This is a genomic window from Amycolatopsis sp. NPDC104863, from assembly GCF_055582965.1.
The window spans coordinates 391031-411950 of record NZ_JBVJOW010000004.1 but is presented as its reverse complement, the minus strand read 5'-3'; the positions used below and the strand labels follow the sequence as shown (position 1 = coordinate 411950).

Here is a 20920-nt window from a genome sequence, read left to right as displayed (position 1 = left end):
TGCGTGCTAGGAAGGTCATCGCCGCGGCCACCGGAGTGCTGGTCGCGCTGACCACGTTGACCTCGGGAGCCGGCGCCATCACCAGGCACGACGACGCGGGCCGCTTCGACCGGCCACAGCAGGGGTTCGCCCCGGCGTGGACGACCCTGCGCGACGCCAAGCCGAAAGAGGTGAACCTCGACCCGGCACCGATCAAGGCGGCCGAGGACTTCCTGGCGAGCTGGACGAAGCCGGACGCCACCGGGCACCCGCACTTCTCCGGCGCGGTCGGCCTGCTGGCCCACGACGGTGTGGTCGTCGACCGGTACGCCGTCGGCGGCGCGCTGCGGTACGCCGACGAGGCGGGCACCGAACTGCCGCCCGCGCAGCAGGTCCCGATGCGCAACGACACCATCTTCGACATGGCTTCGATCTCGAAGCTGTTCACCTCGATCGCCGTCCTGCAACTGGTCGAACGCGGGCAGCTCACGATCGACACCCCGGTGAGCCGCTTCTTCCCGGAGTTCGCGACCGGCGACAAGGCCGCCATCACGATCAAGATGCTGCTCACGCACGTCTCCGGGTTCGACGCCGACCCGATCCCGTCGCTGTGGGCCGGCTACCCCGACATCCCGTCGCGCCGGCAGGCGGTGCTCGACAGCCCGCTGAAGAACAAGCCGGGCACGACCTACCTCTACTCCGACATCAACCTGCTCACCCTCGGCTTCATCGTCGAGAAGCTGACCGGGCAGAGCCTCGACAAGGTCGTCCACGACCGGATCACCGCGCCGCTCGGCATGGTCGACACGGGGTACAACCCGCCCGCGTCGAAGCTGAACCGGATCGCCGCGACGGAGTTCGAGGCGAACCCGCCGCGCGGGATGGTGCGCGGCAGCGTCCACGACGAGAACGCGTGGTCGCTCGGCGGCGTCGCGGGGCACGCCGGGGTGTTCAGCACCGCGGGCGACATGGCGACGCTGGCCCAGACGATCCTCAACGGCGGCAGCTACCGCGGTCACCGGATCCTCGGCGAGCAGACCGTCCGGCAGATGCTGACGAACTACAACCAGCAGTTCCCGGACGACTCGCACGGCCTCGGCTTCGAGCTCGACCAGCCCTGGTACATGGGCGCGCTGGCCTCGCCGGTCACCGCGGGCCACACCGGGTTCACCGGAACGACGCTGGTCATCGACCCGGAGTCGCGCTCGTTCGCGATCCTGCTCACCAACCGCGTCCACCCGACGCGGAACTGGGGCTCGATCAACACCGCGCGTCAGGTGTGGGCGACGTCGCTGGCCAGGGCGATGGCGGTGAAACCGGCCGTCGGGAAGGACGCCTGGACGAGCACGCTGGGTAACGCCGCCGTCGCAACGCTGAGTACACGGCCTTTTACTACCCAAAGTGATCAAGCACGGGTGTCTTTCTACGCTTTCGTGGACACCGAGGGAGTTACTGATCCATTACAGCTGCAGGCGACCACCGACGGGGTGAACTGGCAACCGATCACGCTATCGGTATCGGGGCCGGGTGCACCCTCCGGAGATGTGACGTCGCTCTCCGGACACGGGCACCGTGCCTGGTGGAAGGCGAGCGGTGTGCTGCCGCAGGGCAGCTCAGTGGGCCTCCGGTGGCGTTACAGCACCGATCCGAACTACACCGGGCGCGGAGTTTCGGTCGACGGTGTGAAAGTCACCGAGAGCGGCCGATCACTCCTCGACGGTGAACGGAACCCCTCGGATTTTGTCGCTGAGGGTTGGCAGTTGAGCGCTCGGTGACGACCGGGTCGCTTGCTGTCGACTTTTCCCCGCACCACACCGTTCCAGAGCCGTTTGCATCGCGACACTAAGTTGCCAAGTCGTTAGCTTGAGCTCGTTAACAAGACCGACCTGGTTGGCGACTTTCTGGTCAGTGATTAATCGCAAATCCAGATCCGCAGACACGGACGGGTTGCGATAAGACCGAAGGGTGTGGGTAGCCTTGTCGCAGATGCCAACGGTTAGTAACTTTCCGACGGTGAGTGATACCGAATCCGTAGTCGGCACGGCACCGTCCGAAGCCGTGGCGGTCCAGCCGACCGCCCGGGACGCCGACGCCAGCCCGCTGGTGCGGATCCGGTCCCTGCTCCCCGGCCTGGCCCGCGCGGAGCAGCGCGTGGCCAAGGTGGTGCTGGAAGATCCCGCGCAGGTCGCGAGACGCAGCATCACCGAGGTGGCCCTGGCCGCCAACACGAGTGAGACGACGGTGACGCGCTTCTGCAAGGCGGTCGGCGTCGGCGGGTACCCGCAGCTGCGCATCGCGCTGGCCGCGGACACCGCCCGCACCGAGGCGCGCACCACGCGCAACCTCGGCGGCGAGATCGGCCCGGAGGACGACCTGGCCGCCGTGATCGGCAAGGTCAGCTTCGCCGACGCGCGTGCGGTCGAGGAGACGGCCGACCAGCTCGACGTCGCCACGCTGCAGCGGGTGATCGAGGTCGTCGCGAGCGCCGGTCGCGCCGACGTCTACGGCGTGGGCGCCAGCGCGTTCGTCGCCGCGGACCTGCAGCAGAAGCTGCACCGCATCGGCCGCGTGTGCTTCGCGTGGTCGGACACGCACATCATGCTCACCTCGGCCGCGGTGCTGAGCCCCGGTGACGTCGCGATCGGCGTCTCGCACACCGGCGCGACCACCGACACCGTCGAGGCGCTGCGGGTGGCCCGGGAGCACGGCGCGGTCACCATCGCCGTGACGAACTTCCCGCGATCCCCGATCACCGAGGTCGCCGACTACGTTTTGACCACGGCCGCCCGGGAAACCACGTTCCGTTCGGGAGCGACGGCGAGCCGCATCGCCCAGCTCACCGTCATCGACTGCCTGTTCATCGGCGTCGCGCAGCGGCACATGGACGCGTCGGTCAGCGCCCTGGACGCCACCCGGGACGCGGTCGGCTCGCACCGCCTGGGCGTCCGGCCGGACGGCCGCCGCCGGCCGCGGGAAACCGGCAAGTAATGACCATCGAAGATGTGAGGCGCATGATGACCGTCCCCACGCAGGCGGTGCACGTCGATTCGCCGACCGAGACCCGCAACCCCCGCACCACGGACATCGACCTGATGTCCACCGCGGGGATCCTGGGCGCGATCAACGCCGAAGACCGCACGGTCGCCGGCGCCGTCGCCGCCGTGCTGCCCCAGGTGGCGCGCGCGGTGGACTACGCGGTCGACGCCCTGCGGGCCGGCGGCCGGGTGCACTACGTCGGCGCGGGGACGTCCGGTCGTCTGGCGACGCTGGACGCGGCCGAGCTGGTGCCGACGTTCAACGTGCCGGCGGACTGGTTCATCGCGCACCACGCCGGCGGCGAGCGCGCGCTGCGCCAAGCCGTCGAAAACGCGGAGGACGACGACGGGGCCGGTGCCGCCGAGATGGCGGCCATGGTCCAGCCGGGCGACTTCGTGCTGGGGCTGACGGCGTCGGGCAGGACGCCGTACGTCTTGGGCGCGCTGCTGGCGGCCCAGCGCCAGGGCGCCCACACCGGCCTCGTGTCGGGCAACCCGAAGGCCGCCAAGCCGGCGGGGGTCGACGTGCTCATCGCCGTCGACACCGGCCCGGAGGCGATCGCCGGCTCGACCCGGATGAAGGCGGGCACGGCGCAGAAGATGATCCTCACGTCGTTCTCCACCGCGACGATGATCAAGCTGGGCCGGACCTACTCCAACCTGATGGTCAGCATGCGGGCGACGAACGCGAAGCTGCGCGGCCGGACCATCCGGATCCTGCAGGAAGCCACCGGCATGACGATGGCGGAGTGCTCGGACGCGCTGACCGAGGCCGGGGGCGACCTCAAGGTGGCGCTGGTGCACCTGCTCTCCGGGGAAGACGTCAAGAGCGCGGCGAAGGCGCTGCACGTCTCCGGCGGGCACGTCCGCAAGGCGCTCGACCTGGTGCACGTGCGCGCCGGCTGACGCGGACGGCGAGGACTCGCGGCGCGGGCTTCGCGCCGCGAGTGGGAGCGGTCAGGACGCCGCGTCGGAGATGCTCTTCGCTTCGCGCGCGCCCGATTCGAACGCTTCGCAACAGAACAGCAGCCACGCGCGGACGCCTTCGGGCGTCCCGCTCGCGAACCCTTCCGCGGTCTCGAGATACCGCGGCACCCGGCGGAAAAAGGCGACCTCCGGAACGCTCAGCGCTTTCGGGTCGAGCCCCGTCGCGACCATCGTCAGCCGGGCCGCCGCACGGGCGACGACGCCGTCGGCGCTGCCGAAAGGCTTGAGCGCCAACAGTTCCCCGTGCACGACCGCCGTCAGGACCGGGCCCGGCACCGACGTCGCGCCGGTCACCAGCTGGGCCAGCAGCTCCAGGCGGCCACCGCCGGAATGCGGGCGCCCCAAGGTATCCGGGTCGCTGACGAGGTCCGCCGCGGCGAGCACGTGCAGCCGCGCCAGGGCCTGCATCGGCGCGCGCCGCCACGTCGGCAGCAGCGTCTCCAGCGTCTCCGCGACCCGCAGCGCGCCGGCCAGGACCGGGTCGCCGACCGCGCCGTCGGCGGGCAGCTCCGGGTTCGCGCCCTCGATCCCGGCGGACGCGCGCGCCGCCCGCACCGAGGCTTCCGCCGCCGTCGCCGCGCCGCCGCGGAGGTTGGCCGGGAGGCGGTGCACCGCGAACACGGCGTCCTGCGCGGACTTCGCCGCCGCCGCGACGCCTTCGAGGTCGAGCAGGGGCTTCAGCGGGTCGTTCATGCGTCGAGAACCTGTCCTTCGCGCTTGACCACGGGCGGCAGCACCGACCACGGGAAGTTGATCCACTTGTCGGTGTACCGCCAGACGTACTCGCACTTGACCGTCGAGTGCGGCTTCTCGTAGACGACGGCCGAGCGGACCTCGGCGACGTGGTCGAGGCAGAAGTCGCGGACCAGCTTGAGCGTGGCGCCGGTGTCGGCGACGTCGTCGGCGATCAGCACCTTCTTGCTCGTGAGGTCGACGACGTTGGGCACCGGCGGCAGCATCACCGGCAGGTCGAGGCGCTGGTCGACGCCGGTGTAGAACTCGACGTTCATCACGTGGAGGTTCTTCACGTCGAGCGCGTACCCGAGCGCACCGGCGACGAAGAGGCCGCCGCGGGCGATGGACAGGACGAGGTCCGGCGCGAAGCCGTCGTCGGCGATGGTGTGAGCCAGTTCACGGCTCGCCGTGCCGAACAGCTCCCAGCTCAGCTCTTCCCGCTCTTCGGCCATCGAACTCGCCCTTTCGTCGTGGTTCAGCCGAGTTTAGGCAACGCCGAAGTGGCCCCTGGAGATGCTCGGAAATTGGCTATCAGGGAAAGCCAATGCCGATTCTACGATGATCACGTGAGCGACTGGAACGGACAACCCACCCTGGCCGGCGAGCACGTCCGCCTCGAACCGCTGGCGCGCGAGCACGCCAAGGGCCTGCTCGAAGCGGGCGCCGACCCGGGCATCTGGGCGTGGCTGAGCATCCGGCAGCCGGGGGATCTTCCGGCGGCCGAACGGATGGTCGAGCAGGCGCTCGCCGACCCCGCGCGCCGGGCGTTCGCGCAGATCGACGTCACCTCCGGGCGGGTCGCCGGGACGACGTCGTACTACCAGGTCGTCGAGCAGCACCGGATCCTCTCGATCGGGCACACCTGGATCGGCGCGGACTGGCAGCGCACCGGGCTGAACACCGAGTCGAAGCTGCTGCTGCTCACGCACGCGTTCGAAACCCTTGACGCGCAACGGGTTTCCTGGGAGACCGACATCCGCAACCTGCGCTCGCAACGCGCCATCGAACGGCTTGGCGCGCTTCGCGAAGGCATTCTGCGCGCGCACCGGATCCGGCCGGACGGGTCCTCGCGCGACACCGTCACCTATTCGATGCTGGCGCCGGAGTGGCCGGCGGCGAAGGCGCGGCTGAACGAACGCTTAGTCACCGGGACTCGCCTGCCTCGGTGAAACGGCCGTGCTACGTGGGTGCAACCTTTTACAAGGCGGACTAACGTCGCTAGCGTGCCGCTAGCCGTCATGTCGGCGCACTACAGGAGGCCTTGCAACCATGACCGAGCAGTCCCCAGCCCTGGACAACCTGCTCACCGAGAGCCGCACCTTCCCGCCCAGCGACGAATTCGCCGGCCAGGCCAACGCGAAGGCCGACCTCTACGCCGAGGCGGACGCCGATCGTGAAGCCTTCTGGGCCAAGCAGGCGGAGCGGCTGACGTGGGACACGAAGTGGACCACGGTACTGGACTGGACCAATGCGCCGTTCGCGAAGTGGTTCGTCGGCGGCAAGCTGAACGTCGCGTACAACTGCGTCGACCGGCACGTCGAGTCCGGCCACGGCGAGCAGGTCGCGATCCACTGGGTCGGCGAGCCGGGTGACACCCGGGACATCACCTACGCCGAGCTGAAGACCGAGGTCTCCCGGGCCGCCAACGCCCTGCTGTCGCTGGGCGTCACCGCCGGCGACGTCGTGGCGATCCAGCTGCAGATGGTCCCCGAGGCCATCTTCGCGATGCTCGCGTGCGCCCGGATCGGCGCGCTGCACAGCGTCGTCTTCGGCGGCTTCTCCCCGACCGCGCTGCGCGCCCGCGTCGACGACGCCGCCGCGAAGGTCGTGATCACCTCCGACGGCCAGTTCCGCCGCGGCAAGGCCGCGCCGATGAAGGCGAACGTCGACGAAGCGCTCGAAGGCGCCGAAAGCGTCGAGAAGGTCATCGTCGTGCGGCGCACCGGAGACCAGCTCGAGGGTGACGTCCCGTGGACCGACGGCCGCGACCTCTGGTGGCACGAGCTCGTCGACGGACAGTCCGAAGAGCACACTCCCGAAGCCTTCGACAGCGAGCACCCGCTGTTCATCCTCTACACGTCCGGGACGACCGGGAAGCCGAAGGGCATTCTCCACACGTCGGGCGGCTACCTGACGCAGACGGCGTACACGCACCACAACGTCTTCGACCACAAGGCCGGCGAAGACGTCTACTGGTGCACCGCCGACATCGGCTGGATCACCGGCCACAGCTACATCGTCTACGGCCCGCTCGCGAACCGCGTCACGCAGGTCGTCTACGAAGGCACGCCGAACACCCCGCACGAGGGCCGGCACTGGGAGATCATCCAGAAGCACAAGGTCTCCATCTACTACACCGCGCCGACGCTGATCCGCACGTTCATGAAGTGGGGCGCGGAAATCCCGGAGAAGTACGACCTGTCGTCGCTGCGGGTGCTGGGCTCGGTCGGCGAGCCGATCAACCCCGAGGCGTGGATCTGGTACCGCGAGAACATCGGCGCGGGCCAGGCGCCGATCGTCGACACGTGGTGGCAGACCGAAACCGGCGCGATCATGATCTCGCCGCTGCCGGGCGTCACCTCGACCAAGCCGGGCTCGGCGCAGAAGGCGCTGCCGGGCATCTCGGCGAAGGTCGTCGACGACACCGGCACCGAGGTCGGGCACGGCGGTGGCGGGTACCTGGTGCTCGACCAGCCGTGGCCGTCGATGCTGCGCGGCATCTGGGGCGACGAAGAGCGCTACAAGGAGACGTACTGGTCGCGTTTCAAGGACCAGGGCTTCTACTTCGCCGGCGACGGCGCGAAGTACGACAACGACGGCGACATCTGGCTGCTCGGCCGCGTCGACGACGTGATGAACGTGTCCGGCCACCGCATCTCGACGACCGAGGTCGAGTCGGCGCTCGTCTCGCACCCGACGGTGGCCGAGGCCGCGGTCGTCGGCGCGACCGACCCGACGACCGGGCAGGGCATCGTCGCGTTCGTCATCCTCCGCGGCAACGCCGTCGACGGTGGTGAAGAGGCCATCCAGGCGCTGCGCAACCACGTCGCGAAGGAGATCGGGCCGATCGCTAAGCCGCGGCAGATCATGGTCGTGCCGGAGCTGCCGAAGACGCGCTCGGGCAAGATCATGCGCCGGCTCCTGCGCGACGTCGCGGAGAACCGGCAGGTCGGCGACGTCACCACGCTGGCCGACTCGTCGGTGATGGACCTGATCTCGTCGGGCCTGCAGTCGGGCAAGTCCGAGGAGTGAGCTAGCGTCTTCGTGTCAGAGCCCTTCCGGCTTCGTCCGGGAGGGCTCTGTCATGACACCCCGCGCGGCGCGCGTCGAACGCATGTTCTACACTGTGCCGCGAACCACACCCCCTTCCCGGGCAAGGAGACGACACGACGATGACCGTGGATGTCCTGACGCACGACGAGGAAACGGCTTCGGCTACCCCTGAGGCGCCCGCCGTTGCCACTGACGAGGCGACGACCGTCACCGAGTCCGCGTCCACCTCTTCTCCGGAGGACTCGGCCCCGGCCGAGCCCGCCGCCGAGGAGGCCCCCAAGCCCAAGCGCGGCCGCCCGAAGGGTGCGGCGACCGCGTCGACGGCGAAGAAGACCCGCACGGTCGAGCTGATCCTGACCGTCACCGGCACGGCCGACGGCGAGTGGCAGGCCGAGCTGAAGAACGGCTCGAAGTGGGTCGCGAAGGGCCTGGAGATCCCCGCCGCCGCGGTGTCGCGCGCGGCGAAGGAGCTGCACTCCGACCTGTCCGGCCCGATCGACGAGGTGATCAACCAGGCCCGCGAAGCGCAGGCCGCGAAGGTCGCCGCGCTGGAGGCCGAGCTCGAGAAGGCCAAGCAGGCCCTCGCCGAGCTGGACGGCTGAGGCTTTACTGGTAGAAGCGCCCGGTTCCGCGTTCCGCGGGGCCGGGCGTTTCGCTTTCCGCGGGTGGCTCGCGTGCTTGAAGGGTCGACGCGCGTGATCAGAGGGGTCGACACGCGTGTCTGGAGGGTCGACTCACCCCGTGAGGGGTGCGGTCAGCCGCCCTCTGCGCGGGCGTTGAAGTCGTCCAGCGGCATTTTCGGCTCAGGCGATCGGCGGGCGGCCCGGCAGGGGTGACTTGAACTCCACCCACATGGCGTCCGTCAGCGCCTCCACGTGGTGGTCCACCCCGCGGGGGTGCAGCACCGAATCCCCCGGCTCCAGCACCGCCTCGACGCCGTCCACCGCGCCGCGGAGTTTGCCGGACAGGACGTAGACGATCGAGTCGTGGTCGTGCGCGTGGGGCGGGGATGCCACGCCCGCCGGGTAGTGGATCAGGTACGCCAGGCCGCTCGACGCCGTCTCCAGCAGGCGGAACCGGCCTTCGCCGCCGTGGAGCGGCAGGCCCTCGACCGTCACCAGCGGCTGCCACACTTGCTCGTCCATACCGCCATGATGACCCAGAACCGCTGAGTCCACACAGGACCGAGTTAGGCAAGGCACGCGTTATTTAGGCGAACCTGACCCAAATCGGAGGTCTCGCCACGATTCTCCGTTCGTGTTTCACTGGTTTCCGTGACCGACACCGACACCGCCGTGCAGCACGCCCACGAGCCGCACGAAGACCTGGGCGGGAAGCTGAACTGGTTGCGGGCCGGGGTGCTCGGGGCGAACGACGGGATCGTGTCGGTCGCCGGGATCGTCGTCGGGGTCGCCGGCGCGACCACCGAGAGCACCACGATCCTCACCGCCGGCATCGCCGGGCTCGTCGCCGGGGCCTTTTCCATGGCCGGCGGGGAATACGTGTCCGTGAGCACCCAGCGCGACACCGAGCAGGCGCTGCTCCGGCTGGAAAAGCAGGAACTGAAGACGATGCCGGAGGCCGAGGAGCGCGAGCTCGCCGGCATTTACGAAGAAAAGGGCCTTTCGCCCGATCTGGCGAGCCAGGTCGCCCGCGAACTGACCGAAAAGGACGCCCTCCACGCGCACGCCGAGGCCGAGCTCGGCATCAACCCGGACAACCTGACGAGCCCGTGGCAGGCGGCGTGGGCGTCGCTGATCGCGTTCTCCGTCGGCGCGCTGCTGCCGATCCTGTCCATCGCCTGGGCCGGCGTCTCCCTGCGGGTGTGGGCGTGCGCGGCCGCGGTCGTCGTCGGCCTCACGCTGACCGGATGGGTCAGCGCGAGGCTCGGCGACGCACACGTGGGGCGCGCGATCCTGCGCAACGTCGGGGTCGGCGCCCTCACGATGGTGGTGACCTACTTCGTCGGGGTGATCTTCGGTGTCACCGTGGGCTAGTGCACGCCCTTCATCAGCTTGCGGATGAACGGGATGCCCAGGAACAGCAGGATGCCGACACCGATCGCGACGCCGCCGACCGTGCTGAAGTACGGCGCCTCGTCGTCGACGGAGTAGTACTCGGCGAGCTTGCCGGACATCGCGGTGCCGAACGAGATCGACAGGAAGTTCAGCGCCACCATCTGCGTCCGGAACGCCGCCGGCGCGAGCTTCGTCGACAGCGACAGCCCGACCGGCGACAGGCACAGCTCGGCGATCGTGAAGACGAACAGGATGCCGACCAGCGCGAGCATCGGGCTCGCGTTCTTGCCGCTGCCCACCATCGGCAGGAACAACAGGAACGCCGCGCCCATCAGCACCGTGCCGAGCACGAACTTCATCGGCGTCGACGGCTGGCGCTCGCCGAGCTTCGTCCACAGCGCCGCCAGCACCGGGGCGAACACGATGATGAACACCGGGTTGATCGAGTTGACCCAGGGCACCGGCAGCTCCCAGCCGAACAGGTTCCGGTTCAGCCGCTGGTCGGTGTAGGCCGCGACGACCGTGAACTGCTGCTGGTACAGCGAGAAGAACACCGCGCTGGCGATGAACATCGGGATGAACGAGAAGACCCGGCTGCGCTCGTCCGAGGTGATCTTGCGGCTGGTCAGGATGACGAGGAAGTAGATCACCGAGATCACGCCGACCACGATGACGACGACGTCGGCGAGGTTGCCCGGGTTCACGACGCCGGTCATGACCAGCACCAGGATCGCGGCGACCAGCAGGACGGCGGCGCCGACGGCCAGCAGGCGCTGCGACGACGGCAGCGGGTTCGGCACCTCCCTGGCCTTGTCGCCGAGGTTCTTGCGGCCGAGCGTGTACTGGCCCAGGCCGAGCGCCATGCCGATCGCGGCGAGGCCGAAGCCGAGGTGGAAGCCGACCTCCGTCTGCGCGAGCCCGGTCAGCAGCGGCCCGACAAAACCGCCGAGGTTGACGCCCATGTAGAAGATCGTGAAGCCGGCGTCGCGCCGCTCGTCACCTTCGGCGTAGAGCGTGCCGACGATCGCCGTCGCGTTGGACTTCAGCCCGCCACTGCCGACCGCGACGCACACGAGACCGATGCCGATCCCGGTCAGGCCCGGCAGCAGCGCCAGGCTGATGTGGCCGATCATGATCAGCACGGCGCTGTAGAACAGCGTCCGTTCGGAGCCGAGCAGCCGGTCGGCGACCCACGCGCCGATGACGGCGGACAGGTACACCAGGCCGCCGTACGCGCCGACGATGCCGAGCGCGGACTCCTGCGCCAGGCCCAGCCCGCCCTGTTCGACCTTGTAGTACAGGTAGATCGGCAGGATGCCGAGCATCCCGTAGTAGGAGAAGCGCTCCCACATCTCGACGCCGAAGAGGTTCGCCAGCCCTCGTGGGTGCCCGAAGAACCTCGTGTCCTGCTGGACCTCGGTGGAGGTGCTCACAACTCTGTCTTCCTTTGTCTCGGACTTCGTTGTCGCTTGGCATGCTATGAGCACACCGTGTGACCCACCACCGGCACCCGATGTGGCGGTGGCCATAACGGTCCGTGACAAAGAGGGATTAAAATAATGTCAAGGTGCGCCGGGAAGCCTGGTCGGCAACAGTGACCAGCGACCCCAGGAGCTGCCGTGTCCCGTCCGTTGAGCGAGTTCGCGCGTTACCTGCGCACCGAAACCACCGGCGGTCTCATCCTGCTCGCCGCGACCGCCGTCGCCCTGGTCTGGGCCAACTCCCCGCTGCGCGACAGCTACCACGCGCTGCGCGACTTCCGGCTCGGCCCGGAGTTCCTGCACCTGAACCTGACGATCGGTGACTGGGCCAAGGACGGCCTGCTCGCCCTCTTCTTCTTCGTCGCCGGGCTGGAGCTCAAGCGCGAGCTCGTCGTCGGCGAGCTGTCGCGGTTCAAGCAGGCGATCCTTCCGGTCGTGGCCGCGATCGGCGGCATGGTCGTGCCCGCGCTCATCGCGCTGAGCGTCGGCTGGGGGACGCCGGGCATCGACCGGGCCTGGGCGATCCCGGTCGCCACGGACATCGCGTTCGCGCTCGGGGTGCTCGCGCTGACCGCGTCGAACCTGCCCTCGAGCGCGCGGGTCTTCCTGCTGTCGCTGGCCGTCGTCGACGACCTCGGCGCGATCGTCGTGATCGCCGTGGTGTTCACGACCGGCTTCGACCTCGTCGCGGTGGCCGTCGCCGTGGTGGCTCTCGCGCTGTACGCCTACCTGCAGCACCGCCGCGTCCGGACGCCGTGGCTGTACGTGCCGCTCGCGCTCGTCACCTGGGTCGCGGTCCACTCGGCGGGCGTCCACGCGACGATCGCCGGGGTCGCGCTGGGCCTGCTCACCCGCGTCCGCCCCGACGAAGGCGAGGCCGAAGCGCCCGCGTTGCGGCTCGAGCACCGGCTGCAGCCGTGGTCGGCCGCGGTGGCCGTGCCGGTGTTCGCGCTGTTCGCGGCCGGGATCTCGGTCAGCGGTGACGCGCTCGGCGAGGTGTTCACGACGGCGTTGCCGCTCGCCGTGCTCGCCGGGCTGCTGGTCGGCAAGGTCGTCGGGATCCTCGGCGCGAGCCTGCTCGCCGTGCGCCTCAAGCTCGCCGAAAAGCCGCACGGGATGGGCTGGCGCGACCTGGGCGCATTGTCCGTGCTCGGCGGGGTCGGGTTCACCGTCAGCCTGCTGATCGCCGACCTCGCGCTGCCGGCCGAGGCGAGCGAACTGGCCAAGGCCGCGGTGCTGATCGCCTCCGGGATCGCCTCCCTGCTCGCGGCCGCGCTGCTGCTGCGGCGCAGCCGGGTGCACGCCCGGGCAGATTGATCGCGACACTCGCGTACTCCGCCGCGCCCGCTCCAGGGCGTCATGGCACGATGACCCGGTGAGCAGCCCCAAGCACGAACGCATCGGCCCCGACGGCGTGGGGGCCGTGCCTTACCTCCCGCTGTCCTCCGACTCCGACATCCCCGGCGACCATTCGATCGGCAGGCTCGTCGGCGACGCGACCCAGCACATCTCGACCCTGGTCAGGGCCGAGATGGAGCTCGCGAAGTCCGAGCTGGTCGGCGAGGTGAAGAAGGGCCTCAAGGGCGCCGTCTACTTCCTGATCGCACTGACGGTCTTCCTGTACAGCACCTTCTTCCTGTTCTTCTTCGCGGCCGAGGGGCTGGCCCAGTGGCTGCGCTACCGCTGGATCGCCTTCGGGATCGTGTTCGTCCTGATGCTGCTGGTCGCGGGCGCGGCCGGGTTCCTGGGCTACCGCAAGGTGAAGAAGTTCAAGGCGCCGGAGCGGACCATCGCCAGCGTCAAGGAGACCGCCGCCGCGCTCAAGCCGCAGAAGGCGCCCGACGCCGACTTGACCACCACGCGCGACTGAGTTCGTTGCCCGCGTCCCCCGATCCGTCGACCGTCCGGCTCGACGGCCCGTGGGCGCACCGCGACGTGTCCGCGAACGGCATCCGGCTGCACGTCGCCGAGCTCGGGGACGGCCCGGTCGTGGTGCTGCTGCACGGCTTCGCCGAGTTCTGGTGGACCTGGCACCACCAGCTGCGGGCCCTGGCCGACGCCGGGTTCCGCGCGGTCGCCGTCGACCTGCGCGGGTACGGCGACTCGGACAAGCCGCCCCGCGGGTACGACGCGTGGACGCTCGCCGGTGACGTCGGCGGGCTGGTCAAGTCCCTCGGCGCGCGCCGCGCGCACCTCGTCGGGCACGCGTGGGGCGGCATGCTCGCCTGGACCGTAGCCTCGCTGCACCCGCGGCTCGTCTCTTCGGTGACGGCGATCGGCGCGGCCCACCCGCTCGCCCTGCGGTCCGGCGCGGCTCGCCCGTGGGGTGGCCAGGGCCGCGCGGCCGGGCACCTCTTCCGCTTCCAGGTGCCGATGGCGCCGGAGAAGTGGCTGGTGAAGAACGACGCCCAGGCCGTCGAGGACCTCTTCGCCGGCTGGGCCGGCCACGACTGGCAGTCCACTTCGGACTTCACCGAGAGCGTCGGGGCCTTCCGGCAGGCGATGCTCGTGCCCGGGGTCGCGCACAGCGCCCTCGAGTACTACCGCTGGGCGTTCCGCGCGCAGTTCCGCGGGGAGGGCCGCCGCTTCACCGACGCCGTCGCCACCCGGATCACGGCGCCGACCCTGCAGCTGCACGGCGCCGACGACACCTGCATCCTGCCCGAGACGGCGACGTCGTCGGTCCGCTGGGCGGGCCCGCACGCCGAGCCGGAGGTCTGGCCGGGCGTCGGGCACTTCCCCCACCTCGAGGTCCCGGACCGCACGTCGACGGCCCTGGCGGACTTCCTCAGTCGAGCGTGATGGCGTTCTTCGCCCGCTCCACGGACTCCTCCGCCGGGCCACCGGTCGGGTTTTCCGTCGCCAGCGCCTGGTTGAGCGCGACGAAGGGCCGCATCCGACGCTCGTAAGCCGCGAAAGCTGCTTCGTGTTCCGAGCGGCCCAGCTCCTGAGCGAGGACGTACGCGCCGACCAGCGCCAGGCTCGTGCCCTGGCCGGACAGCGCCGACGCGCAGTAGCCCGCGTCGCCGACCAGCGCGACCCGGCCCGCCGACCAGCGGTCCAGGTGGATCTGCGCCATGGCGTCGAAGTAGAAGACGTCCGCTCCGGCCATCGCCTCCAGCAGTTTCGGCACCTCCCAGCCGACCCCGCCCAGCCGCTCGGTGACGAGCCGTTTCTGGCTCTCGACGTCCAGCCGGGGCAGCGGGTCCGACCCGAAACCGAGGGTCACGCGCAGCTCGGTGTTGTCCCGCACCGGGTAGGCGACCCCGCCGGTCTCCTCGTGCCGGAACCAGACCTGCCAGTCCTCGAGCCCCAGGAAGTTCGGCGCCGGGAAGATCGCCAGGTACTGACCGAGGTGCGTGCTGAACCGTTCCTCCGGCCCGAAGGCCAGCCGCCGCACGGCCGAGTGCAGGCCGTCGGCGCCGACGACCAGGTCGAACGTCCGGAAGCCGGCGTGCTCGAACTCGACGCGCACACCGTGCGGCTCCTCGGTCAACGCCGTGATCGAGTCGCCGAAGACGTACTCGGCGTCGGTCGCCTCGCGCAGGATGTCGACGACGTCGTCGCGGAGCACCTCGAAGTCGTCGCTGTCGAGGCGTCCGCTGCTGTAGGTGAACTCCTCCGAGCGGAACAGCTCCTGGCCGTCGCCGTCCACCACCGACATCCCGCGCATCCGCGTCCGCCGGGCGCGCAGCCGGTCACCGAGGCCCATCCGGTCGACGACGTCGAGCGCGGCCCCGCGCACGTCGATCGCCTGGCCGCCACGCCGCGGACCGGGCGAGCGCTCCACGACCGTCACGGCGAAGCCCTGGCGCGCCAGGAACCAGGCCGTGGTCAGGCCGGCGACGCCGGCCCCCGAGATCAGCACGTTTCGCATCTTTCCTCCAGAGTCGTACGCTTGCCTGCACCACACTGGAGTCGACGCAGCTCGAAGGCCAGATCTGTACTAGCACAGATTGCCTGCTGTACTAGGTCAGGAGACGCCGTGAAGTACACCGCCATCGCCGACGACCTGCGTGGCCGCATCACGCGTGGCGAGCTCCCGCCGGGCGCGCGGGTGCCCTCGACCCGGCGGCTCGCGGCCGACCACGGCGTCGCGCCGGCGACCGCGGCCAAGGCGTTGGCCCTGCTCGGCCAGGAAGGCGTGGTGCGCGCGGAGCCGCGGTCCGGCACGGTGGTCGCCGAGCGGGACCGCCGCGGGGGCGGTCACCGGGGGCTGACGCGCGACCGGATCGTCCGGACGGCGATCGACATCGCCGACGCGGAAGGCCTGGCCACGCTCTCGATGCGCGCGGTCGCCGCCCGGCTCGGCGTCGCGGCCATGGCGCCGTACCGGTATGTGAGCGGCAAGGACCAGCTCGTGCTGCTGATGGCCGACGCGGCGTACGGCGAGCGCGGTTACCCCGCGACTCCGTCCGGGGGCTGGCGCGAACGGCTGACGCTCGGCGGCCGGACGCTCTGGTCGCTCTACCGGCGGCACCCGTGGCTGGCCCAGCTCGCGCCGCTCACCCGGCCGCTGCCGCTGCGCAGCCTCGCGACGCACGCCGAGTGGGCGCTGTCGGCGCTGTCCGAGTTCGACGTCGACGCGGCGACGCTGTGCGACCTGCACGTCCTGTTCTTCAGCCAGATCCAGGGCCTGGCGATCCACCTCGAGCGCGAGCAGCACGCGCAGGCCGCGTCCGGGCTCTCCGAGGAGCAGTGGATGGACCACCAGGCGCCGGCGATGGTCACCATGGTCGACGGCCACCCGGTCTTCGCGAAGATGCTGACCGAGCTGGGCGAGACCGGGTACGACCTCGTCCTCGACGACGTCTTCGAGTCCGGGATGCGGGCCCTGCTGGACGGCCTAGCGCTGCGGTACGGGCGTTAGGCGGCGCAGGAACCGGTGGAGACGTTCGTCGTCTGCGACGGCGCCGCGTCGACCTCGGCCCGCACCTGCTCGGCCGTCAGCGTGAACCCGGTTTCGGGGTCCTCGACCGCCGCCCCGAAGACGACGCCGATGACCTGGCCGTCCGGGGTCACCATCGGGCCGCCCGAGTTGCCGCTGCGGATCTCGGCGCGGACCGTGAAGACGTCCCGCTGCACGGTGTTCGCCTCGTAGATGTCCGGGCCGCGCAGGTTGATCCGGCCGCGCACGCGGGCCGGCGTCGCGCGGTAGGGGCCGTCGAGCGGGTAGCCGAGCACGATGGCGCTGTCGCTCGCCCGGGCCGTCTCGGCCGCGAACTGCAGCGCCGGGGCCCGCAACCGCGGCACGGCGAGCACGGCGATGTCGACCTCGGGGTCGAAGTAGACGACGCGCGCCGGGTAGTCGCCCTGCGTCGTCTCGATGCCGACGGTGTCGGTGCCCGCCACGACGTGCGCGTTCGTCATCACCCGCTGCGGCGCGATCACGAACCCGCTGCCCTCCAGCGAGCGGGAGCACGAGCTGGCGCTGCCGCGGATCTTGACCACGCTGCCGTGCAGCTGCTGGACGGTCGCGCTGGTCTGCAGGGCCGGGTCGGGCGGCGACGTGTCCGCCGTCGGGGCCTTCTCGAACGGGTCCATGATGGACGGGAAGCCGGACGCGTCGAGCAGCTTGCGCAGCTGGCTCGGGAAGCCCTGGGCGGCCTCCGGCATGGTGTCGTTGACCTTGCCGAGCACCACCGAGTTGTTGATCGCCTTGGCCAGCCCGGGCAGGCCGGACACGGTGGTCAGCGGGGTCGCGATCAGCCACGCCACCACGAAGACGACCACGGCCTGCACGATCGCGCCGAGGGTCTTGTCGATGCCGGAGAGCTTGTCCGGGTTGATCTTCTGCCGCAGCTTGCGGCCGACGTAGACGCCGATCGCCTCGCCGAACGCGACCAGGAACACCACGGTCGCGACCGCGAAGGCGACCTTCCACACCGGGTCGTCGAAGAACGAGACGACCACCGGCGCGAGCTTGATCCCGGCGATGGCGCCGAGGACCACGCCGACGAGCGACGGCAGCGCGACGATCACCCCCTGGTATGCGCCGGACACCGCCGCCAGCACGGCCAGCAGCAGCACCAGCACATCGACCCAGTTCACGTCGTCACTCCCCGCCTTGCAGTCGCGCCTGGAACGCAGCCAGCGCCTCGTCGAGATCCCGGACGTCGCCCGAGTCCCATTCGCGCTCCCAGCCTCCCAGGCCGAGGAGGACGGACAGCAACCCGGCGGTGAACCCCCAGACGAACAGGCCACCGACCTCGAAGGCCGGGCCCTTCCACGGCATGCCGGCCTTCTGGATCATGAACCGGTTCGCCGGGTCGACCAGGTCGGCGATGGCGACGCGCGCGACGGACGCCGTCTCGGCCGGGTCGACCGCGTGCACCGGCGACGGCTCCGCCCAGTGCGCCAGCACCGGCGTCACGGCGAACCCGGACACCGGGACGAACAGCTCGGGCAGCACCGCGACCGGGCGGACGCCGGCCGGGACGACCCCGGTTTCTTCCTCGGCCTCGCGCAGCGCGGTGCCGACGGGCCCGCCGTCACCGTCCTCGGCGCCGCCGCCCGGGAAGGCGACCTGGCCGGCGTGCGAGCCCAGCGTGTCGGCACGGCGTTGCAGGAGGACGTCCGGCTCGCCGTCGGCCTCGCGCTCGCCGAAGAGGATGAGCACGGCGGCGGGGCGCGTGTAGGCGTCTTCGGGCGGGCTGAACCGCGTGAACGTCTTCGAATCGACCTCGGCGCTCACCTTCACGAGCGGCCGGAGCCACTCGGGCACCGACTCCGGCTCGACCAGTGGTCCGATCACGATGCCCCCTCGACTGCCGCGCGCACCTGGTCAGTGTTCCCGAACGTGCGGGGATTCGCGATGAACCGCACCTCGCCCGCGGCGGTGACCAGATAGGACGCCGGGAGCGCCGACGGCACCTTCAGCGCCGTCCGGACGGGCCCGGCCGGCCCGTCCCCGTCGAACACCGACGGTAGGTGCACGCCCAGCTTCGCCAGGAGGTTCAACCCGTCCTCGGCCGGGCTCTGCACCTGGACACCGAGCACGCGCACCGCGCCGGGCTGCTTCGCGTAGTCCTGGAGCACGGGCAGCTCGGTCCGGCACGGCTGGCACCACGACGCCCACACGTTGACCAGCACCGGAGCCCCGGCCAGCGCGCGCCCGACGTCGACGCTCGCGCCGTCGCCGAGGCAGTCCGCCTTGACGCCGTCGAGCTGCTTCACCGGCTGGGCGGGCCCGGGCGCCGGGCACGGCTGGAGCGCCGCCGCCGACCGCGCGGGAGCGAGGTCGGCCGCCGGTTTCGCGGCGGAGTCGTCACCCCCGCGGGGCAGCAGCGCGACGATCAGCGCCACCGCCACCACGGCGGCGGCCAGCGCCCATTTGGTGACGGTTGTCACCGGGGCGCCGCCAGCGCCAGGATGTGGTCCTTTTCGACACCCTTGACCAGTTTCGCGGCTTCCTCGAACCCGGTCGGGCCGGTGCCGTACGACGGGCAGTCCCTGGCCAGCGGGCAGGCGCCGCAGGCGGGCTTCTTGGCGTGGCAGACGCGGCGGCCGTGGAAGATCACCCGGTGGGAGAGCATCGTCCACTCCTTGCGGGGGATCAGCTCGCCGACCGCGTGCTCGACCTTGACCGGGTCGTCCTCCGCCGTCCAGCCCCAGCGCCGGACCAGCCGGCCGAAGTGGGTGTCGACGGTGATGCCCGGGACGTCGAAGGCGTTCCCGAGCACGACGTTGGCGGTCTTGCGGCCGACGCCGGGCAGCGTGACGAGGTCGGTCAGCTTCGCCGGCACCTCGCCGCCGAAGCGTTCGACCAGCGCCGCACCGAGCCCCATCACGGAGTTCGCCTTGGCCCGGTAGAAGCCGGTGCTCCGGAGGTACTCCTCCAGCTCGGTGCGGTCGGCGCCCGCGTAGTCGGCGGCGGTCTTGTAGCGCTGGAACAGCGCCGGCGTGACGAGGTTCACCCGCACGTCGGTGGTCTGCGCGGACAGCACGACCGCGACCAGCAGTTCCAGTGGCGTGGTGAAGTCGAGCTCGCAGTGGGCGTCGGGATACACGTCGTCGAGGCAACGCTTCATCCGCCTGGCGCGTCTCACCAGAGCTAACCGGCTTTCACCAGCGCCCTCTTGGGGGGCGTTCGTGGTGGCAGGTGGCACCCCGATAGCCTACGGGCGCCGTCGGACGAGCCGGTCAGTGCACCGGTGGACGTCACGACACGCCAGAGCGGACTCGGCGCAGTTCACGGCCGCCATGAGCGAGGATCTGGAGTAGATGCTTTTCATCGAGTGTTTCGGGGTCCGGTCATGACCGTCTGGTTCGTCATCCTGGTCCCCTTGGTGATCATGTTCTTCGCGCTGTTCATGGAGCGCGTCGAAAGCCGGCTCAAGCACGTCGCGGTGCAGGAGAACGAGGTCGAAGAGTTCCTCGAGCAGGCGCAGCCCAACGAGGTCAGGGCGCTCTACGGGCACGGCATCGGCCGTGCGCTGGAGCTGTTCCGGCTGCGTAGGCTGGGCGGACGGGCAGCCAGGCTACGCGCGCGTCGCGTGCGGAGTTAGGCTCCACGTTCGAACGAGATCATCTGGCGGTCGCGCGCGTCCGGCAGGCGATCTCGGTCGTACGCCCTAGACTGACGCGCAAGTGATTGGCGTCACGCTCTGCGACCGACGCCGAGCGTGATCGTTTCTCGACGAGGAGGCACCCGAGGTGGACGAAACCCTGGCCCGTGCGGGCATTTTCCAGGGTGTGGAGCCGGCAGCGGCGGAGGCGCTGGCCCAGACCTTGGAATCCGTGGAGTTCCCCCGCGGCCATGTCATCTTCAACGAGGGTGAGCCCGGCGACAAGCTGTACATCATCCAGTCCGGCAAGGTGAAGATCGGCCGCAAGTCCCCGGACGGCCGCGAGAACCTGCTGGGCATCTTCGGCCCGTCCGACATGTTCGGCGAGCTGTCCATCTTCGACCCCGGCCCCCGGACGTCGAGCGCGACCACGGTCACCGAGGTCCGCGCGGTCACCATGGACCGCCCGGCCCTGCGGCAGTGGATCTCGACCCGCCCGGAGATCGCCGAGCAGCTGCTGCGCGTGGTCGCGCGCCGCCTGCGCCGGACCAACAACATGGTCGCGGAGCTGATCTTCACCGACGTCCCGGGCCGCGTGGCGCGGGCGCTGCTGCAGCTCGCGCAGCGGTTCGGCAGCCAGGAGGCGGGCCTGCTGCGGGTCACGCACGACCTGACGCAGGAAGAGATCGCCCAGTACGTCGGCGCCTCGCGCGAGACCGTCAACAAGGCGCTCGCCGACTTCGCGCACCGCGGCTGGCTGCGGCTCGAAGGCAAGAGCGTGCTGATCCTGGACCCGGAGCGGCTCGCCCGCCGGGCTCGCTGAGTTCTTCCACCGAGTAAGGCCCCTCACCCGTCCGGGCGAGGGGCCTTACTTGGTGTGCACCCAAAACAAAGAGCCGGGCGCC

Annotated in this window: 22 protein-coding genes; 13 read left to right on the top strand and 9 right to left on the bottom strand. The window is 70.4% G+C overall.

Annotated elements, in window-relative coordinates; genetic code table 11:
• Positions 1-35: 35 nt before the first annotated feature.
• The 3 genes from ACZ63J_RS23530 (at position 36) to ACZ63J_RS23520 (ending at position 3920) form a co-directional block, all read left to right on the top strand.
• The gene (locus ACZ63J_RS23530; protein WP_465406055.1) at positions 36-1754 is read left to right on the top strand and encodes a serine hydrolase domain-containing protein; all 1719 of its coding nucleotides are present in this window, start codon (positions 36-38) and stop codon (positions 1752-1754) included.
• 238 nt (positions 1755-1992) lie between these two features.
• Positions 1993-2967, top strand: coding sequence for a MurR/RpiR family transcriptional regulator (locus ACZ63J_RS23525; RefSeq protein WP_465301236.1), 975 nt, complete (start codon positions 1993-1995; stop codon positions 2965-2967).
• Positions 2968-2990: 23 nt separating this feature from the next.
• Positions 2991-3920 carry an N-acetylmuramic acid 6-phosphate etherase gene (locus ACZ63J_RS23520; protein ID WP_465301234.1) on the top strand — a complete coding sequence of 310 codons (930 nt, stop codon included), beginning with the start codon at positions 2991-2993 and terminating at the stop codon, positions 3918-3920.
• Positions 3921-3971: 51 nt separating this feature from the next.
• On the opposite strand, the gene ACZ63J_RS23515 is transcribed toward ACZ63J_RS23520, so the two are convergent.
• Positions 3972-4694, bottom strand: coding sequence for a Fic family protein (locus tag ACZ63J_RS23515; RefSeq protein WP_465405929.1), 723 nt, complete (start codon positions 4692-4694; stop codon positions 3972-3974).
• Positions 4691-5188, bottom strand: a complete 498-nt coding sequence (locus tag ACZ63J_RS23510; protein ID WP_465301230.1) for a phosphoribosyltransferase — start codon at positions 5186-5188, stop codon at positions 4691-4693. Before ACZ63J_RS23510 ends, ACZ63J_RS23515 begins: the two co-directional genes overlap by 4 nt.
• 114 nt (positions 5189-5302) lie before the next feature.
• Between ACZ63J_RS23510 and ACZ63J_RS23505 the strand changes: the two genes are divergently transcribed.
• The 3 genes from ACZ63J_RS23505 (at position 5303) to ACZ63J_RS23495 (ending at position 8611) form a co-directional block, all read left to right on the top strand.
• Complete coding sequence (locus ACZ63J_RS23505) at positions 5303-5905, top strand: GNAT family N-acetyltransferase (protein ID WP_465405927.1); 603 nt, start codon at positions 5303-5305, stop codon at positions 5903-5905.
• A 100-nt stretch (positions 5906-6005) separates the two neighbouring features.
• The gene (acs, locus tag ACZ63J_RS23500; protein WP_465405925.1) at positions 6006-7988 is read left to right on the top strand and encodes an acetate--CoA ligase; all 1983 of its coding nucleotides are present in this window, start codon (positions 6006-6008) and stop codon (positions 7986-7988) included.
• A 140-nt stretch (positions 7989-8128) separates the two neighbouring features.
• A complete protein-coding gene (locus tag ACZ63J_RS23495) occupies positions 8129-8611 on the top strand; it encodes a DUF6319 family protein (RefSeq protein ID WP_465334035.1) in 483 nt (160 codons plus the stop codon).
• A gap of 201 nt (positions 8612-8812) precedes the next feature.
• Here ACZ63J_RS23495 and ACZ63J_RS23490 read toward each other — a convergent pair whose 3' ends face one another.
• Positions 8813-9154 carry a cupin domain-containing protein gene (locus ACZ63J_RS23490; protein ID WP_465405923.1) on the bottom strand — a complete coding sequence of 114 codons (342 nt, stop codon included), beginning with the start codon at positions 9152-9154 and terminating at the stop codon, positions 8813-8815.
• Between the two features lie 129 nt (positions 9155-9283).
• Between ACZ63J_RS23490 and ACZ63J_RS23485 the strand changes: the two genes are divergently transcribed.
• The gene (locus ACZ63J_RS23485) at positions 9284-10006 is read left to right on the top strand and encodes a VIT1/CCC1 transporter family protein (protein WP_465301220.1); all 723 of its coding nucleotides are present in this window, start codon (positions 9284-9286) and stop codon (positions 10004-10006) included.
• Here ACZ63J_RS23485 and ACZ63J_RS23480 read toward each other — a convergent pair.
• A complete protein-coding gene (locus ACZ63J_RS23480) occupies positions 10003-11460 on the bottom strand; it encodes a peptide MFS transporter (RefSeq protein ID WP_465405921.1) in 1458 nt (485 codons plus the stop codon). The genes ACZ63J_RS23485 and ACZ63J_RS23480 overlap by 4 nt on opposite strands.
• A gap of 186 nt (positions 11461-11646) precedes the next feature.
• Here ACZ63J_RS23480 and nhaA point away from each other — a divergent pair, with 186 nt between their 5' ends.
• From nhaA to ACZ63J_RS23465, 3 genes are read left to right on the top strand one after another with little or no spacing between them, the layout of a single operon-like run.
• A complete protein-coding gene (nhaA, locus tag ACZ63J_RS23475) occupies positions 11647-12825 on the top strand; it encodes a Na+/H+ antiporter NhaA (RefSeq protein WP_465405919.1) in 1179 nt (392 codons plus the stop codon).
• A 58-nt stretch (positions 12826-12883) separates the two neighbouring features.
• On the top strand, positions 12884-13378 hold the full coding sequence (locus ACZ63J_RS23470) for a phage holin family protein (RefSeq protein ID WP_465405917.1): 495 nt from the start codon (positions 12884-12886) through the stop codon (positions 13376-13378).
• Between the two features lie 5 nt (positions 13379-13383).
• Complete coding sequence (locus tag ACZ63J_RS23465; protein WP_465405915.1) at positions 13384-14310, top strand: alpha/beta fold hydrolase; 927 nt, start codon at positions 13384-13386, stop codon at positions 14308-14310.
• Here the strand turns inward: ACZ63J_RS23465 and ACZ63J_RS23460 are convergent.
• Positions 14297-15385 (bottom strand): FAD-dependent oxidoreductase, encoded by a 1089-nt coding sequence (locus ACZ63J_RS23460; protein WP_465405913.1) that lies wholly within the window; start codon positions 15383-15385, stop codon positions 14297-14299. The genes ACZ63J_RS23465 and ACZ63J_RS23460 overlap by 14 nt on opposite strands.
• Before the next feature lie 108 nt (positions 15386-15493).
• Between ACZ63J_RS23460 and ACZ63J_RS23455 the strand changes: the two genes are divergently transcribed.
• Complete coding sequence (locus ACZ63J_RS23455; RefSeq protein WP_465405911.1) at positions 15494-16378, top strand: TetR/AcrR family transcriptional regulator; 885 nt, start codon at positions 15494-15496, stop codon at positions 16376-16378.
• Here ACZ63J_RS23455 and ACZ63J_RS23450 read toward each other — a convergent pair.
• The 4 genes from ACZ63J_RS23450 to nth are packed head-to-tail and all read right to left on the bottom strand — an operon-like array spanning position 16375 to position 19538.
• Positions 16375-17559: a MarP family serine protease gene (locus ACZ63J_RS23450; RefSeq protein ID WP_465405909.1), complete on the bottom strand. Its 1185-nt coding sequence runs from the start codon at positions 17557-17559 to the stop codon at positions 16375-16377. The two genes, ACZ63J_RS23455 and ACZ63J_RS23450, sit on opposite strands and share 4 nt — an antisense overlap.
• Before the next feature lie 4 nt (positions 17560-17563).
• Positions 17564-18262: an NUDIX hydrolase gene (locus ACZ63J_RS23445; RefSeq protein WP_465405907.1), complete on the bottom strand. Its 699-nt coding sequence runs from the start codon at positions 18260-18262 to the stop codon at positions 17564-17566.
• Positions 18259-18858 (bottom strand): TlpA family protein disulfide reductase, encoded by a 600-nt coding sequence (locus tag ACZ63J_RS23440; protein ID WP_465405905.1) that lies wholly within the window; start codon positions 18856-18858, stop codon positions 18259-18261. The genes ACZ63J_RS23445 and ACZ63J_RS23440 overlap by 4 nt, the downstream gene beginning before the upstream one ends.
• Complete coding sequence (gene nth / locus ACZ63J_RS23435) at positions 18855-19538, bottom strand: endonuclease III (protein WP_465334364.1); 684 nt, start codon at positions 19536-19538, stop codon at positions 18855-18857. The genes ACZ63J_RS23440 and nth overlap by 4 nt, the downstream gene beginning before the upstream one ends.
• Positions 19539-19763: 225 nt before the next feature.
• Here nth and ACZ63J_RS23430 point away from each other — a divergent pair, with 225 nt between their 5' ends.
• Together ACZ63J_RS23430 and ACZ63J_RS23425 are read left to right on the top strand one after the other, a co-directional pair.
• Positions 19764-20015, top strand: a complete 252-nt coding sequence (locus tag ACZ63J_RS23430; RefSeq protein ID WP_013230551.1) for a hypothetical protein — start codon at positions 19764-19766, stop codon at positions 20013-20015.
• A gap of 148 nt (positions 20016-20163) precedes the next feature.
• On the top strand, positions 20164-20838 hold the full coding sequence (locus tag ACZ63J_RS23425; protein ID WP_003081747.1) for a Crp/Fnr family transcriptional regulator: 675 nt from the start codon (positions 20164-20166) through the stop codon (positions 20836-20838).
• Positions 20839-20920 lie beyond the last annotated feature (82 nt).